The organism is Glutamicibacter nicotianae (assembly GCF_016907615.1).
GTDB lineage: Bacteria > Actinomycetota > Actinomycetes > Actinomycetales > Micrococcaceae > Glutamicibacter > Glutamicibacter nicotianae.
Genome location: NZ_JAFBCH010000001.1, coordinates 1770218 through 1786626 on the forward strand (window position 1 = coordinate 1770218; position 16409 = coordinate 1786626).

A 16409-nucleotide genomic window follows, 5' to 3' on the forward strand; every position below is an offset into this window, starting at 1 on the left:
CCGTCATGGAAAAGATTGTCAGCCACACCGGCATTGGTGTTCCACTGCGGCAGAGCAATGTGGATACGGACCAGATCATTCCTGCCGTATACCTCAAGCGCATCACCCGCACCGGTTTCGAAGACGCGTTGTTTGCAGGTTGGCGACGGGATGAGAAATTCATTCTGAACCAGGAACCATTCAACACCGGCTCCGTACTGGTGGCGGGTCCCGACTTCGGCACCGGCTCGTCGCGCGAGCACGCTGTCTGGGCCTTGAAGGATTACGGATTCAAGGCCGTGATCTCCTCGCGCTTTGCCGATATCTTCCGCGGCAACTCGGGCAAGCAGGGATTGGTTGCTGCCGAAGTTGCGCAAAGCGACATCGAATTGATCTGGAAGGAACTGGAAAACAATCCAGGAACCACGGTGACCGTGGACTTGGAATCGCGTACGGTTCACTGCGGTTCCATCTCGGCACCGTTCCAGATTGACGACTACACCCGGTGGCGCTTGATGGAAGGCCTGGATGACATCGGCCTGACCCTGCAACACGAGGAAGATATCACCGCATACGAGGCCAAGCGCCCTGCGCACAAGCCGAGGACTTTGCCCGCACGAACTGCGGGCTAGCACCGAGTTCAAGGTAAATGGAATGGTCCGCTCATCCCTGGCGTTGTTAGGGGTGAGCGGATCATTGCGTTCCCAACGCAATGTTTTTCTGCAGAGCATCACGGCTCTGTCTGAAAGCATGCTCACAATGTGTGCGCCACGAGATGATCTGGGCGTACTGGCAGGTATAGAGGCGGTATGCTTACTTAGTCCTGCCAGTTCGAAAGCCTTGATGCTTCGGCGGGCGATAACGACTACGCGATGAGGTAATTCATACATGGGTAAGATCCTGACGATCCATGGTGGTGTTCCGCTAAAGGGCACCGTACGAGTCGGCGGAGCGAAGAACCTAGTGCCAAAAGCCATGGTCGCGGCTCTGCTGGGCGACAGCCCCTCGGTACTGCGCAACGTACCGGAGATCAAGGACGTAGCTGTTGTCCGCAGCCTGCTTGAAATCCACGGCGTCAAGGTGGACCAGGATCCCGAGACCGGTGATCTCACCATGGACCCTACCCAGGTCAAGACCGCCTCGAACCAGGCCATTGATGCCCACGCCGGCGACTCGCGTATTCCCATTCTTTTCTGCGGACCGCTGATCCATTCGCTGGGCGAAGCCTTCATCCCGGACCTGGGTGGCTGCCGCATCGGCGACCGCCCGATCGACTTCCATCTGGAAGTACTGCGCGACTTTGGCGCCATCGTGGACAAGGCAGCCGACGGCATCCGCATTTCTGCCCCAAACGGGCTGACCGGAGCCAAGCTCGAACTGCAGTACCCAAGCGTTGGCACCACCGAGCAGGTGCTGCTTTCGGCCGTCCGCGCCAAGGGTGTCACCGAAGTCAGCAATGCAGCCATTGAGCCGGAAATCCTGGACCTCATCTCGCTGCTGCAGAAGATGGGCGCCATCATCTCGGTGCACCGCGACCGCGTGATCCGCATCCAGGGTGTTGAGAAGCTTTCCAGCTTCGACCACTCCGCTCTGCCAGACCGCAATGAAGCCGCATCTTGGGCCTCTGCCGCTCTGGTCACCAAGGGCGATATTTTCGTCCAGGACGCCACCCAGCGTGACTTGACTGCTTTCCTGCACGTCTATCGCCAGATTGGCGGCGAGTTCGAGGTAAAGGCCGACGGCATCCGCTTCTACCACCCAGGTGGAGACCTTAATCCGCTGATCCTGGAAACCGATGTGCACCCGGGCTTCATGACCGATTGGCAGCAGCCGCTGGTCGTCGCCTTGACCCAGGCCAAGGGCGTCTCGGTCATTCACGAAACCGTGTATGAGAATCGCTTCGGATTCACCGATGCGCTGGTCCGCATGGGATCCACCGTCCAGGTTCACACCGACTGCCTCGGTTCCACGCCTTGCCGCTTCGGACAGCGCAACTTCAAGCATTCAGCTGTTGTCGTAGGCCCTGCCAAGCTGACCGGTGCCGACATCGATGTTCCGGATCTTCGTGGTGGATTTTCCCACCTGATTGCCGCACTGGCTGCCGAAGGCACCAGCAAGGTCACCGGAATCGAGATCATCAACCGTGGCTACGAGCACTTCATGGAGAAGCTGCAGGCCCTGGGCGCAAACGTCGAGCTGAGCAACTAAAGGGGATCAGATTCGTGGAAAAGATTCTGGCCCCTGGCGAATCTGCAAGGACCAAGCGGGTTTTCTCGGTATTGGCGGGCGTTGTCCGTACTTCCATGAACGTTTTGATGGGCAAGACGTGGAAGGGTTTCGAGACGCTTCCGCAGGGCGGGTACATCCTCTGCCCCAATCACCTCACCGAAATTGATCCGCTGGTTGTCGGCCACGCTATTTACAGCAATGGCCGGCTGCCACGCTGGCTGGCCAAGGAGTCCTTGTTCAAGATTCCAGTGCTCGGCTGGCTTCTGCGCGAGACCGGCCAGGTACCGGTATCACGCAGCGCATCCAACGCCGGCGAATCGCTGGCCGCGGCCAAGAAAGTGCTGGATGCCGGCGGAGTCATTGTCATTTACCCTGAGGGCACGCTGACCCGCGACCCCAATTTGTGGCCAATGGTTGGACGCACTGGCGCCGCACGATTGGCTCTGCAAACCGGTGCACCAGTGGTGCCGATGGCACACTGGGGCGACCAGGAACTGCTCCCTCGCTATTCCAAGAAGATGTACCTGTTCCCGCGAAAGCACGTCACCGTGTCCGTCGGGCAGCCAGTGGATCTAGACGATCTTCGTGGAGGCCCGCGCACTCGTGCAGTGCTGCAGGAAGCCACCGATCGCATCATGGACGGAATCACTGCACTGACCGCAGAACTGCGCCAAGAAGAAGCGCCGGCTGTGCGTTGGGATCCCAGCAAGCACGGCCAGTCGAAGACTGGACGCAATTTCGATACCCCGGAAAACTAATAAACTTCATCATCACCTTCCAGAGGACTGACTTTGACTAAGCCGCTACCACGCAAAATCGCCGTCATGGGCGCTGGCAGCTGGGGGACCACCTTCGCCAAGGTGCTTGCCGATTCAGTTGCAGACAAGGGAATCGCGGTTCAGATTTGGGCACGTCGCGAAGACGCAGCCAATGAAATCAACGAACGCCATACCAATTCACGCTACTTGCGCGAAACCAAGCTTCCTGCCAACGTCACGGCATCATCGGATCCGCAGACCGTGCTAACCGGCGCCGACCTTGTGGTCTTGGCAATTCCGTCGCAGTCCTTGCGCCAGGAATTGGCGAAATTCAAGGAATTCTTTGAACCAGGCGCCGTGCTGCTTTCCCTGATGAAGGGCCTTGAACGCGGAACCGACCTGCGCATGAGCCAGGTGATCGCTGAAGTGACCGGGATGCCCGCTGAGCAAATTGCCGTGCTGTCCGGGCCGAATCTGGCCATGGAGATTGCGCGCGAGCAGCCCACCGCCTCAGTTGTTGCCTGTACAGATTCCGATATTGCGCAGTGGATCGCTGAACTGTGCTCAGCTCCGTACTTCCGTCCCTACACGAATGATGATGTACTGGGCGTGGAGCTTGGCGGTATCGTCAAGAACATCATCGCGCTTGCCGTGGGCATGTGCGACGGCATGGGGATGGGCGATAACACCAAGTCCACAGTGATCACTCGCGGTTTGGCCGAGACCACTCGCTTGGTCCTCGCCCTTGGCGGCCGTTTGGACACCTTGGCCGGCCTTTCTGGTTTGGGCGACCTTGTCGCTACCTGTTCTTCCTCGCTCTCGCGCAACAACACCGCCGGACGACTGCTCGGCCAGGGGCTCTTCCTAGAAGAGGTCAATGACCGCATGTCGCAGACCGCGGAAGGCATCAAATCAGCACGTGCCGTATTCGACCTTTCCCGTGCCCATAACGTGGAAATGCCGATTACCGAAGCAGTGGTGATGGTCCTGGAAGGCACCTTGAGCGTTGAGAACATGGCCGCACGCCTGTTGTCGCGTGAACTGAAATCCGAAGGAGAACGTCACTAATGACTGAACGCAAGCTACGCGTCCTCTTGCTCTTCGGCGGCCGTTCCTCGGAGCACTCCGTTTCCTGCGTGACCGCTGCCGGCGTCATGCACGCCATCGACCGTGAACGCTTTGAAATCGTTCCGGTAGGGATCACCCGCGACGGCGGCTGGACCTTGCTGGATGAAGATCCGGAAGGCTGGGCTCTGAACACCGGCAAGCTGCCGGAGATTTCCTCGGTGGAGCATCCGGTGCATTTGTCCACCGACGCGCAGAAGACATCATTGCTTTCTTACTCGGATTCCACTGTGGTAGACCTGGGCGAGATTGACGTAGTCTTCCCCTTGCTTCACGGTCCGTTCGGTGAAGACGGGTCGATCCAGGGCATGCTTGAAATGGCAGGCGTGTCCTATGTGGGCTCCGGTATTGCAGCCAGTGCGATGGGCATGGATAAGCACTACATGAAGGTGGTTTTCGAAGGGGCCGGCTTCAATGTGGGACCGTACGACGTGATCACCAACAAGCAGTGGCTGCGTGATAGCGAAGCTGCCATGAAGCGTTGCGATAACCTGCAGTACCCGTTGTTCGTCAAGCCGGCCCGCGCAGGGTCTTCGGTAGGCATCACGAAGGTTGATGATCCGTCCGAGCTGCGTGCTGCTATTGAAATCGCCCGGGCCGAAGATCCCAAGGTGATCATCGAGCAGGGGATCGTCGGGCGGGAAATCGAATGCGGCGTTCTTGAAGGCCGCGGTAGCGGACCATCGCGCGCTTCATTGCCAGGAGAGATTGCGGTGGCGGACGCTCAGCACACCTTCTATGATTTCGAAGCCAAGTACGTTGATGGAGCGGCGGCCGAGCTCAGCTGCCCTGCAAACTTGAGCGATGAAGCCACGCGCGAAATCCGTGAGCTGGCAGTCAAGGCGTTTGACGCCATCGACGCAGAAGGCCTATCCCGAGTTGATTTCTTCTACACTCCCGAAGGTGAGTGGATCATCAATGAAATCAACACCATGCCCGGCTTTACTCCGTCCAGCATGTACCCGCAAATGTGGGCGAAGACGGGAATTGAGTACCGTGAACTCATTGATGAGCTGATTGCCCTGGCGACCGAGCGGAACATCGGTTTGCGCTAGGCCAACGAGCATTGGTGGAACCTCGGGGTGTGTTGAAAATTCAGCACACCCCGAAACTTTTGTCGACGAGTTGTTTACAAGTCCACCGATTTGTCAACGCTGACGCACTTCTTGGAAGCTGGGATTTTCTGTGCAGCATCTGAAAGTGTAGCCAGAACTGTGCTCGACGGGATCACGTTAGGGTCGAGGATAACTTCGGTTGCTGGGGTCCGGCCATAAGTGGTCAAGGTCCAGATGCTCGTTGCTTCGTCCTCATGCGCTACCCAGTCAACGTCATTCACCGACACGCAAGGGTCCGTTGTCGGCCCGGGGACTTCTACACCGCAACGCAGAACGACCTTTGACGGGTCGCCCCAGGCTGCTGTTGATTGGGACGTCGTGGTACGGCGTTCCGCATCATCGATAGCTTCGGGCAGGACAACCATCATTTCCGCGCACAGTGGGTTGGCTGCGTCTGGGGCAGCATCCACGGAAGCTACTGATGCGCAACCGGCGAGGCCAGTTATGGAAATGAGCCCGATTCCGGCGACTACTGAACCACGACCCAATATTCGGTTAAGTTTTGGTGACAGTCGTGCGGAGACACTGATTTTAAACACGTTATAAGCCTACATCGGCAATCTGAAAGATAAGATGTAGTCAGTTGAAACTGTGAAAGGTAGCATATGTCCTTTGAAGAACATTCGGTGAGACCACGCCAGAAAAAGAAACGCACGGGTCGAGCTATTATCCTGAGTGTCCTTGCCCTGGTGGTTATCGCTGGACTTGTCGCTGGTGGTTACGCATGGAACCTCGGTAGAACGTTCAATGACAACAGCACCAAAATCACCAACGCTTTCCCTGCGGAAGAGACGCGCCCGGAGGTAAAAGAGGAATCTAAGGACGCAGTTAACGTACTTCTGCTGGGTACTGATACCCGGGCCGTGCGTAGTGACGATGCACAGGAGGATGAGTTCGCAACACTTCCGGGTGGAGGACGATCCGACACCATGATGCTGGTGCACATTCCTTCGGACCGGAAGAACGTCTTCGTCACGTCGATCATGCGTGATACTTGGCTGGACATTCCTGGCGTCGGCACCGCGAAGATTAACCGCGCATTCGCCAGCGGCGGTGTTCCCAAAGCAGTCGAAACTCTCGAAGGTCTCTTCGGCATTCGGATCAACCATGTGGCATCGATTGACTTTGAAGGCTTCAAGGGCCTGACCAATGCCGTCGGCGGCGTAACCGTCGACAACCCGATCGCTTTCAGCCCGGTACATGTCAAGGGCTACTTCTTCCCAGAAGGTGTGCAAACGCTCGATGGAGACGAAGCACTAGCCTTTGTTCGTGAGCGCAAGGCGTTTACGGGTCCAGGTGGTAGCGATTACCGCCGTGTCAAGAACCAGCAGCTCTTCGTCAAGGCTTTGATTGGCCAGATCCTGTCCAAGGAAACTCTGACCAGCCCCACAAAGATCCAGTCTGTCGTTGAGGAAATCGCACCATATGTAGCAGTTGACGAATCCCTTGACGCAGGAAAAATCGCATCGTTGGCGTCTTCGATGATTAGCATCCGTTCCAGTGCTATGGAGTTCTTCACCCTGCCAAACAATGGTCCTGGGCGTTCAGCTGACGGGCAATCAATTGTCGTTCCTGACATGGATACGATTGCCAAGTTTGGCGAAGCATTGCAGAATGACACGGTTGATGAATTCGTAGCATCAACTGACTTGTCGCAGTAAGACCACCTAAGGAACGACTTTCCATGACGCCCCACAAACTCGATACCTCCGTGCGAGCCATCCGAGAATGGCTCGCTCGAAGCGTCAAGAGTCTCGGGAACCATTCTGACAGGTTGAATGCAATCAATGTGTTCCCAGTGGCAGACGGCGATACCGGTAGCAACCTGTATCTGACCGCGAGAGCGGGACATGACGCGATCAGCAAACTGGAAAGCGACGATATTGGTGGGTTTCTTGAAGTTGCCGCGCGGGCTTCGTTGGAATCTGCGCGCGGCAACTCGGGCACATTGCTAGCAGTCTTCTTGAGCGGCCTGAGCGAGCCTTGGAGTGGCCATGAACGCCTAACTGCGCCGTTGCTTGCGCTTGGTCTCGAGCGAGCCAAAGTGCGGTCTTGGTCAGCGCTGAGCGAACCGGTCGAAGGCACGATGCTGTCCGTGATCAATGCAATATCTTTGGCCGCAGGCTCAACACTTGCACACTTGAAGACGGATCCGGATAGTCGTGCAGCACTTGATGCCGTTCTCACGCAAATGAGTCAAGCAGCTCAACTCGCAGTCAGGGGCACCGAAGCTGAACTTCCGAGTCTCGTTAAGGCTGGCGTTGTCGACGCAGGAGCGGTCGGGATGCTAATCATAATTGACGAGCTATGCGCCGCGATTCGGAGCGAATCCACCGAATTCGATTCCTACGACGACTTCCACGGTTACCGTTCACAAGACCCGCACATTCACATGACTGAAGAAACAGAGTCAGGTGTTGAGGTAATGTGCACTGTTTCCTTGGACGCGTTGGGTGCCGCTACTCTGCGTGGACAACTGGACTCAATGGGCAATTCAGTGATCATGTCGCCCGTGAATCAGCTGGAGGAAGACACCTACAGATGGCGCGTTCACGTCCACGTCCCTGATGCCGAACCGGCACTGGAACTCATCAGAAAACACGGTGACCCGGTGAATATCAGTGTCACTGATCTGTGCACCCACGATGGCTGAAACAACGCTTACTTCGTTTGAGAGTGCAGAGCTCTCAGCATTCCTGGGAAAAAAGAACTCCACCGCCCTGGAAAAAGCATTCGGCTATAAGACGGTAGGGGAGTTCTTATGGCATTTTCCGCGACGGTACGTTGAGGTAGGTGAGCTCACCCCGATTTCAGAGATTCCCTTCGATGAGCACGTTACTGTTGTCGCCCAGGTTGTCAACGTCAGCCAGCGGCAGATGCACTCGCGGCGCGGTTTCATTTTTGAAGTGACCGTCAGCGATGAGCTCAGCATAGGCGGACAAGAGCTGAAGATGACCTTCTTCAATGGCTATCAAGCACGCACAGATCTGCACATTGGAACTATCGCGATGTTCAGTGGCAAGGTCGGTTGGTACCAGGACCACCTGCAGTTGAGCCAGCCTGAGTACGCGATCCTGGATGAGGCATCGCAGGCAGATCCACGTCCAATTCCGATCTATCCTGCTTCGGCAAAGATGCCCAACAAGCGCATCCGGGATCTGCTGGGTCTGTTGCTGGAGCACTTCACAGATCAGAAGCTTCCTGAGTTTCTTCCAAGGGAACTTCTTCGCACGCATCAATATCCACAACGCCATCAAGCGTTCTTGGATCGCCATTTCCCCAAGGAAATCAAGCACGCCTACGTCGCTCGACAGCGCTTTGCCTTTGAAGAAGCATTTATGCTGCAGCTGGCGTTAGGCGAACGTGGGCGCCAGTTGGGCGCGCAGAAAGCAATTGCACGCCCACCGGTGCCGGGCCGCTTAGCTGACAAATTCGATGCCCAGCTGCCGTTCAGCTTGACCGAAGACCAGCTTGTTGTCGGTGAACAAATTTCCAAGGACTTGGAACAGTCGCAACCAATGCATCGCTTGCTGCAGGGGGAAGTCGGCTCCGGCAAGACTGTTGTCGCACTACGGGCCATCTTGCAAGTGATCGACGCCGGAGGACAGGCTGCACTCTTAGCGCCAACTGAAGTCTTGGCCGCACAGCACTACGCTTCGATCAAGAAGATGCTCGGCAAGCTCGCTGAACCTGGGCTTTTTGGCGAAGGCGAAGGAACAGGCGTCGCGCTTCTAACCGGGTCGGCTAAAACTGCCCATCGCCGTGAAGCATTGCTGGGTATTGCCAGCGGTGAGACTGGACTGATTATTGGTACGCATGCCCTCTTGAGCGGCCATGTGCAGTTTGCAGATCTTGGCCTCGTCGTCGTGGACGAACAACATCGATTTGGTGTTGAGCAGCGCGACGCCTTGAGGTCTAAAGCAGTCGACTCGGTTCCTCATACCCTGGTCATGACTGCTACTCCGATACCGAGAACCGTCGCCATGACCGTCTTTGGTGATTTGGACACCTCCACAATTAAACGCTTGCCCGCCGGCCGCGCCCCGATCCACACGCATATCGTGCCAATGCAGCTGACCGGTTTCCGCGACAGGCTATTCACCAGAATTGTTGAAGAAGTGGAGAAGGGCCACCAAGCATATGTGGTGTGCCCAAGAATTTCGGACACAGCGGCGGAACAAGGCGTTCTGCTGGCGTCCTATGAAGAATCGTCCGGTCAGCCCATGAGCGTAGAAGCCATGCAAGAAATGCTTGGTGGGATGCCTGAATTCGCTGGGATACGCACCGAGGCGTTGCACTCGCAATTAGATGTGGCAGACAAGCAGGCAACCATGGATTCCTTTGCCCGTGGTGAAATTGACGTGCTGATTTCCACGACAGTCATTGAGGTTGGCGTTGACGTCCATAATGCGACATTGATGGTGATCATGGATGCTGAGCGCTTCGGCATCTCGCAGCTCCATCAGCTGCGCGGTCGAGTGGGCCGTGGCGGACTGCCTGGTACGTGCCTCATGACGACATGGCTGGACGCGGACCATCCGTCGGTTGGACGCTTGAAGACCATCGAGTCAACTATCGACGGTTTTGAGCTAGCCGAGGCAGACTTGGCTGAACGCAAAGAAGGAAATATCTTGGGTGTTCAGCAATCAGGCAGCCGGACGACGTTGCGGGAACTGAGCATCATCAAGGATCGCTCGCTCATTGAGCACGCGAGAACCGATGTGGGCAGGCTTCTTGCCGATGCCAACTGGGGAAGCAACTACCCGGGGCTTCTGAGCGCAGCCGGGAATTGGCTTGATGATTCCACTAAAGAATTTTTGAATAAGAACTGATTGAAGGTATTGCTAGGCAATGAGCCGTATTATCGCTGGAGCTGCCGGCGGGCATCCACTGAAGTCCGTACCGGGTGATGCAACGCGCCCGACAACGGATCGTGTCAAAGAGGCCCTCTTCTCCCGCTTGGATAGCTGGGATATTCTTGCCGGCGCCCGAGTGCTGGATCTCTTCGCCGGTTCGGGGTCGCTGGGACTCGAGACGGCCAGTCGCGGTGCGCGGCAGGTTGTTCTGGTAGAAAAAGCCCCGAAGGCGGTTTCTGTTTGCCAGCAAAACGCGTCACTGGTGAACAAGGTGTTGAAGGCCAATACGGTGACGGTACAGCGTGGACCTGTTGATAGTGTCCTAGACGGCTATTACAACGCAATTTCGGGAGTGCCCAGCAAGACCTTTGACATTGTCTTGCTGGATCCTCCCTACCCGCTGACTGAAGAAGAACTGGCTGTCACCCTCGAGAAAGTATCCAGAATCCTGGCTGAGGATGCCACAGTCATTGTGGAGCGTTCCGGACGCTCACCGGAACCTACATGGCCAAGCACCATGGAGAAGATCGCCGACAAGAAATACGGCGAAACGCACCTATGGTTTGCAGAACCCATCTAGATCCATCGAATGGCGAACTTCTGACGGGTACGGTCCCGCTGCCTGGCACTGGACTATTTGGTCTTCGCTAAAGTGTTGGCGCGACGCTGTGAGAATCAAATTACCGGGGAAGCGCTTGGTAAACATTTCCGGACTCGAACTCAACATCACGAACTCAAAGCTGGAGTTCGCCGCCTCGACTTGGGTGCAAGTGAAATTCAAGGGCGGATCATCTCCAATATTCACGAAGAGCAATCCGTCATTGGCCAAAGAGTTCTTGAGTTCGGCGTAATAGTCCTCCGTAGTCAGGTGTTCAGGGGCTTCCGGGCCAGAGAAAATATCCAAGACAATGACGTCAAACTTCTCACCGGCCAGTTGTTCGGCAAGTACACTCCTCGCATCGGCGACAATCGGTGACAAGTGGCAGTCATTCGGCAAAGGAAGATGCGTGAGAACGAAATCAAGAAGTTCGCACTCAATGTCTACAGCCACGTGGGTACTCGATGGGTAAACGACACTCGCCCAACGGGCCAAGGTCAATGCACCGGCACCTAGATGAAGCATCTTCAATGGGCGTTTTTCTGGGCGCAAGGCCTTCAGATGGTTAGCGATGCGTGCGAGATACTCGTAGAACACTTCTTCCGGAAGGGAAAGATTCACATGGGATTGAGGCGCATCGCCGATCGCTAGTATTTTTGACCCGGGGATCAAATCATCGTCGTAAATAGTGGCGTGTGCCTGGATGAATCCGAGCCACCGTTTAGCAGGCTCGCGCGTCATTGGGCAAGCAACCTTGGCAGGAGGCGCAAGTGCTCGACGGCATCGGCAATGACCTCACGCTTCTTGCAGAAAGCGAAACGCAACAGTCCTTGGTAGTCTTGCTGATTCTCGGGATGGACAAAGGCAGACATCGGAATCGCAGCTACGCCTACGCGCTCGGGCATCATGCGCGCTACTTCAGCAGCGTCGTTCAGATCAAAGCTGCGTACGTCAGCAACCAAGAAGTAGGTGCCCTTTGGACGTATAACCGGGATCCCAGCTTGTTCCAGGCCTGATGCGAGAATTTCTCCCTGCTGTCCTAAATCAGCAGCGAAGCGTTCGAAAAAGGCATCAGGAAGATTCAAGGCTTGTGCGACAGCAGGTTGGAACGCAGGGCCCGAGGAATAGGTAAGGAACTGTTTTACCGTACGGACGGCAGTGATCAGTTCGCGGGGTCCAGTTGCCCATCCAACTTTCCAGCCGGTAAAGGAGAATGACTTGCCTGCCGAAGAAATGGTGATGGTTCGTTCGAATCCACCTGGCAAGCTCGCGATCGGAACATGCCGTATGCCAAAAGTGAGGTGTTCATAGACCTCGTCAGCGATGATGATGCAGTTGTGCTGATGTGCTAGAGAAATGATTTCCTGGAGCACCGAAATATCTAGAACTGTGCCCGTTGGATTGTGGGGATTGTTCACGACGATTACACGGGTCTTGTCTGTGACCGCACGTCGAAGGTCATCCATATCCGGCTCGAATTTCGGAGCCTTGAGCTGAACGACCTTATGCACTGCATTGGCCAACCCGATCATGGCCGCATAGGAATCGTAATACGGTTCAAAGGTCACAACTTCATCGTCAGGTTCCAGGAAGGCAAGTAAGGAAGCAGCGATAGCTTCGGTAGCGCCAGTCGAAACTACGACCTCGGATTCGGGGTCCAGGTTCAATGAATAAAAGCGCTCCTGGTGGGCAACGATGGCTTCGCGGAGCGAAGGAGTTCCTGAACCGGGCGCATATTGGTTAGCGCCATTCTGGATCGCATCGATAGCAATTTTCTTGATTTCCTCTGGCCCTTCGGAATCCGGGAATCCTTGCCCAAGGTTAATTGCCCGATGATCGTTCGCCAGACCCGTGATTTCTTCGAAGATGGTCACTCCCGGCCGGCCAGTGGAATCTAGTAGGTTGGCACCGTGGGCGGTCCGTTGCCACGGAGAGTATTCAATGCTCATGGTTCCATTATCGTCTTGTGTAAAGGCGAGCATGGGCATTAAGTCATTGAATCTTTACGAGACATTCATACCAGTTCGCTGAATTGGCGAGAGTTCTTGATAGATTCAGATCATGCGAAGAGCGGTATGCCCGGGTTCTTTTGACCCAATTCACAATGGACACGTCGAGATCATTGCGCGCGCAGCGAGCCTTTTTGATGAGGTGATCGTGGCTGTGTCTACGAATTACTCCAAAAAGTACCGCTTCAGTGAAGAAGATCGCGTAGCGATGGTTGAGGAAACTGTTGGGGGACTGCGCGGGGTTTCCGCTGTTCCTATGGGGCAAGGCCTGCTGGCTGATTTCTGCAAGGAGCAGGGCGCCGAGGCAATCGTCAAGGGATTGCGCAGCACTGTTGACTACGCATACGAAATTCCCATGGCCACGATGAATCGGCATCTGACTGGAGTTGAAACTGTTTTCCTTCAGGCCGATACGCGCTACACGCATTTGTCATCTTCGTTGCTTAAGGAAGTTCAGGCACTTGGTGGGGACGTTGATGAATACTTCCCGCGGGCTGTTATCAAGAGACTAGCAACGCACTGAGCACATTCGAAGCAACGTTGGGCATCAGCCGAACAATAGGTAGGAAAATTAAAATCATGTCTATATCGCGTCCGATAACCAAAGCCGTAGTTCCCGCCGCAGGGCTCGGTACTCGTTTTTTGCCGGCGACGAAAGCAATGCCCAAAGAAATGCTCCCTGTCGTCGACAAGCCGGCGATCCAATACGTTGTTGCTGAAGCTGCTCGTGCTGGTCTCAGCGACGTACTGATGATCACCGGGCGAAATAAACGTGCTCTAGAAGACCACTTTGATCGGGTTCCTTCTCTAGAAGCTTCTCTGGCGGCCAAAGATGACCAGAAAAAGCTCTCGTTGGTGGAGGAAGCGACCGCCCTAGGCGATATTCATTACATCCGCCAGCGCGATCCGCGAGGATTGGGGCACGCAGTATTGTGCGCGAAGCAGCACGTAGGCGATGAGCCCTTCGCCGTGCTGCTCGGCGATGACTTAATCCATGAGAACGATGACCTACTGAGCACGATGATCGCGGTACAAGAAAAGACCGGCGGGTCAGTCATCGCTCTGATGGAAGTCGAACCGGATCAAATAAGTTCCTATGGCTGTGCTGATGTAGCTCCTGTCGAAGACGAAGATTTCGTTTGCGTACGAGGACTTGTAGAAAAACCAAGTGTTGAAGAAGCCCCCAGTAACCTCGCAGTAATTGGACGGTATTTGTTGCATCCTCGGGTATTCCAGATTCTGGAGCACACTGCTCCTGGACGCGGAAACGAGATCCAATTAACCGATGCCCTAGAAGAGCTTGCAACTTCCGAAGGCGAAGGTTCAGGAGTGCATGCTGTTGTCTTTAGAGGGCGTCGCTACGACACTGGGGACAAACTGAGCTATCTCCAAGCGAATATCAGCCTAGCTGTTGAAAATGAGGATCTTGGACCGGGATTGAAGACGTGGCTGAAATCCTTCGTTCAGGATCTCGACGTTTGAACCTGACTAAGACTACTCAGGATAATCACAATTATCTTGGGTAGTCTTTTTGATTGCGCAAAGTCGCCCCATACGACGTTGACATTGGGGGATCATGGTCCGGTGGAGATTGATTGAAAACACAAGAAGACGGGAACTCGCTACTTCTAACACGTAGTGCGAAGAACCGAGCAATCCGACAAAAGAAAAAACGAACACAGGGCATCGTAGTCCTCGTGATTTCTATCGTGCTCGTCGCCATGCTGGGTCTTGGATACATCTTGTTTGACCTGCAACGGCAGTTCAATACGAAATCTAATACGGTGGCTTTGGAATTCTCTAAAGCCGAACAGCTAGCGCGACCCGTCAAAGATCCAGATGATAAGTCCATGAACGTTTTGATGCTGGGTGTCGATCATGCTGATGATGACACGGAGAATTCGGCAGCCTTACAGGGCGCGGTTTCGCAGCGAAGCGATTCAATGATGTTGGTGCATATCCCCGAAGATCGTTCCCAGATTTACGTAATGTCAATGGTTCGAGATATGTACGTGGACATCCCTGGGTACGGCCAAAACAAACTGAACGCGGCCATTTCGTTTGGCGGGGTTCCACTGCTTTTAAGAACCGTTGAGGGGCTCTTCGAAACCAAGATTGATCATGTTGCCATGATCGACTTTGAAGGTTTCAAGGAGCTGTCAACAGCTCTTGGGGGAGTGACTGTCAACAACGAAATAAAATTTACTGCGAACGACACTGACTATTTTTACCCAACTGGTGAAATCACGTTGGAAGGCGACCGCGCACTTCGATTCGTGAGAGAACGAAAGTCCTTCTCGAACGGCGATTATCAACGAGTGGCGAATCAACGAATATTCATTGCTGCAGCCGCTAACCAATTGTTGTCTTCTGGAACAGTCACGAATCCTGCAAAGTTATACGAAATCGTCGATACGGTTTCTCCATACCTGACTTTGGACGAGAATTTTGATGCTGCCACCCTTGTTGGGCTTGGTCTGCAGTTGAAAAATGTCGATACAAAGAACATGGCCATGTTTACGATGCCGACTGCGGGCTCAGCAACTAGCGTCGATGGCCAGTCGATTGAGTTAGCCAGTGTTACCGCCATCGAACAAATTGGCGAAGCACTTCGTACCGATTCTATGCGGGAGTACTTGGCTGAAAACCCACCAGAATCGAACTGATCGACGTGACTGACATGATAATTCGTGTGTTGCGTATCCTAAAGTGCGGGGTTCACACGAGCTATCTACTAGACTTTGAACATCTTTGCTCACGAACCGAGCAGTAGTTTGCATAAGAAAATGAGGACTTTTGGGCATGACAGTTGCAGAGGAGGCCGACAAGTATGGCTTGCACCGTGTTGGTGCGCGGCCATCGTTGGCTAACTATCTGAGGCAGACCTGGGAACGCCGTGAATTCGTATATGAGCTAGCTAAGGCTCGGGTGCAAAAACAGAACCAGCAGAATCGGCTGGGAATGATTTGGGTAATTCTTAAGCCGACGCTCAACGCCATTATGTACGGCGTGATTTTCGGTATCCTGCAGGGCGACAAGAAAACTGCTGATTTCCCTGTCTTCGTGGTGATTGGTGTCTTCTTATTCGAGTTTTTCACTAGTTCAATGAATGGCGGCGCGAAATCGATTACCGGTAACCAGGCGCTAGTGCAATCTTTATCGTTCCCACGATTAAGCCTTCCTGTGGCACAGATAACTCAGAATTTGTTAACTCTGATGCCGATGCTTATCGTCATGTTCCTCTACTCAGTCATACTCGGCACTGTCCCTAAATGGACTTGGTTTGGCATTATTCCGATCATCGCCATCTTCACTGTATTCAATATGGGCGTAGCACTCATTTGTGCAAGAATAACGGTCCATGTACGGGACTTCACCCAAATCTTGCCGTTGGTGACTCGAATGCTTTTCTATACTTCTGGCGTATTGTTTAGCGTTGACCGCATCCTCGCTAGTTGGCCTTGGCTCGTAACAGTATTTGACTACCATCCGCTTTATCAAACCCTTCAGTTGGCTCGCGCCATGATTATGGATAACGCTGAATATAATCCGTTTGGATGGTTGGTAATCGGAGCGTGGGCGATCGCCGCGCTTGTCTTTGGACTTATTTTCTTCTGGAAGGCTGAGGAGCGTTACGGTCGTGCCAATTAGTTTTGATGACCTGATCAACCCAGGACTGCATCCTGAGTATGAGCCGGCCCCTATTTTTTCAGATGACACATCATTTATAGATGTTGTTC

Annotated in this window: 16 protein-coding genes; 13 read left to right on the forward strand and 3 right to left on the reverse strand. The window is 54.5% G+C overall.

Translation table 11 applies throughout. The features are described 5' to 3' along the window. Positions 1-5 precede the first annotated feature (5 nt). From leuD to JOE62_RS08515, 5 genes are all read left to right on the forward strand, one after another. Positions 6-611: a 3-isopropylmalate dehydratase small subunit gene (gene leuD / locus JOE62_RS08495; protein ID WP_204721849.1), complete on the forward strand. Its 606-nt coding sequence runs from the start codon at positions 6-8 to the stop codon at positions 609-611. 256 nt (positions 612-867) lie between these two features. Beyond that, positions 868-2187 (forward strand): UDP-N-acetylglucosamine 1-carboxyvinyltransferase, encoded by a 1320-nt coding sequence (murA, locus tag JOE62_RS08500; RefSeq protein ID WP_204721851.1) that lies wholly within the window; start codon positions 868-870, stop codon positions 2185-2187. Between the two features lie 14 nt (positions 2188-2201). Then, positions 2202-2966: a lysophospholipid acyltransferase family protein gene (locus JOE62_RS08505; RefSeq protein WP_338085768.1), complete on the forward strand. Its 765-nt coding sequence runs from the start codon at positions 2202-2204 to the stop codon at positions 2964-2966. Between the two features lie 27 nt (positions 2967-2993). Continuing rightward, on the forward strand, positions 2994-4034 hold the full coding sequence (locus JOE62_RS08510; RefSeq protein WP_420842194.1) for an NAD(P)H-dependent glycerol-3-phosphate dehydrogenase: 1041 nt from the start codon (positions 2994-2996) through the stop codon (positions 4032-4034). After that, complete coding sequence (locus tag JOE62_RS08515) at positions 4034-5146, forward strand: D-alanine--D-alanine ligase family protein (RefSeq protein ID WP_204721853.1); 1113 nt, start codon at positions 4034-4036, stop codon at positions 5144-5146. The genes JOE62_RS08510 and JOE62_RS08515 overlap by 1 nt, the downstream gene beginning before the upstream one ends. 74 nt (positions 5147-5220) lie before the next feature. Here JOE62_RS08515 and JOE62_RS08520 read toward each other — a convergent pair whose 3' ends face one another. Further along, entirely contained in the window at positions 5221-5745 is a 525-nt protein-coding gene (locus JOE62_RS08520) for a DUF3515 domain-containing protein (protein WP_420842177.1), read from the reverse strand. 66 nt (positions 5746-5811) lie between these two features. On the opposite strand from JOE62_RS08520, the gene JOE62_RS08525 reads away from it, so the two are divergent. Genes JOE62_RS08525 through rsmD form a run of 4 tightly spaced genes read left to right on the forward strand, consistent with a single transcriptional unit; the run spans position 5812 to position 10642 of the window. Then, positions 5812-6867: an LCP family protein gene (locus JOE62_RS08525; protein ID WP_204721855.1), complete on the forward strand. Its 1056-nt coding sequence runs from the start codon at positions 5812-5814 to the stop codon at positions 6865-6867. A gap of 23 nt (positions 6868-6890) precedes the next feature. Beyond that, complete coding sequence (locus JOE62_RS08530) at positions 6891-7859, forward strand: DAK2 domain-containing protein (RefSeq protein ID WP_204721857.1); 969 nt, start codon at positions 6891-6893, stop codon at positions 7857-7859. Then, positions 7852-10038 (forward strand): ATP-dependent DNA helicase RecG, encoded by a 2187-nt coding sequence (locus JOE62_RS08535; protein ID WP_204721859.1) that lies wholly within the window; start codon positions 7852-7854, stop codon positions 10036-10038. Before JOE62_RS08530 ends, JOE62_RS08535 begins: the two co-directional genes overlap by 8 nt. Before the next feature lie 19 nt (positions 10039-10057). Beyond that, entirely contained in the window at positions 10058-10642 is a 585-nt protein-coding gene (gene rsmD, locus JOE62_RS08540; RefSeq protein ID WP_204721861.1) for a 16S rRNA (guanine(966)-N(2))-methyltransferase RsmD, read from the forward strand. Here rsmD and JOE62_RS08545 read toward each other — a convergent pair. Both JOE62_RS08545 and JOE62_RS08550 read right to left on the reverse strand, forming a co-directional pair. After that, positions 10619-11401 carry a spermidine synthase gene (locus tag JOE62_RS08545; RefSeq protein ID WP_204721863.1) on the reverse strand — a complete coding sequence of 261 codons (783 nt, stop codon included), beginning with the start codon at positions 11399-11401 and terminating at the stop codon, positions 10619-10621. The two genes, rsmD and JOE62_RS08545, sit on opposite strands and share 24 nt — an antisense overlap. Next, a complete protein-coding gene (locus tag JOE62_RS08550) occupies positions 11398-12609 on the reverse strand; it encodes an aminotransferase class I/II-fold pyridoxal phosphate-dependent enzyme (protein WP_204721866.1) in 1212 nt (403 codons plus the stop codon). Before JOE62_RS08550 ends, JOE62_RS08545 begins: the two co-directional genes overlap by 4 nt. Before the next feature lie 112 nt (positions 12610-12721). Between JOE62_RS08550 and coaD the strand changes: the two genes are divergently transcribed. The 4 genes from coaD (at position 12722) to JOE62_RS08570 (ending at position 16320) form a co-directional block, all read left to right on the forward strand. After that, on the forward strand, positions 12722-13192 hold the full coding sequence (gene coaD / locus JOE62_RS08555; RefSeq protein ID WP_204721868.1) for a pantetheine-phosphate adenylyltransferase: 471 nt from the start codon (positions 12722-12724) through the stop codon (positions 13190-13192). A 56-nt stretch (positions 13193-13248) separates the two neighbouring features. After that, positions 13249-14151, forward strand: a complete 903-nt coding sequence (galU, locus tag JOE62_RS08560; protein ID WP_038991437.1) for a UTP--glucose-1-phosphate uridylyltransferase GalU — start codon at positions 13249-13251, stop codon at positions 14149-14151. A 215-nt stretch (positions 14152-14366) separates the two neighbouring features. Next, positions 14367-15335 (forward strand): LCP family protein, encoded by a 969-nt coding sequence (locus tag JOE62_RS08565; protein WP_338085769.1) that lies wholly within the window; start codon positions 14367-14369, stop codon positions 15333-15335. A gap of 136 nt (positions 15336-15471) precedes the next feature. Beyond that, complete coding sequence (locus tag JOE62_RS08570) at positions 15472-16320, forward strand: ABC transporter permease (RefSeq protein ID WP_204721872.1); 849 nt, start codon at positions 15472-15474, stop codon at positions 16318-16320. Positions 16321-16409: the final 89 nt, after the last annotated feature.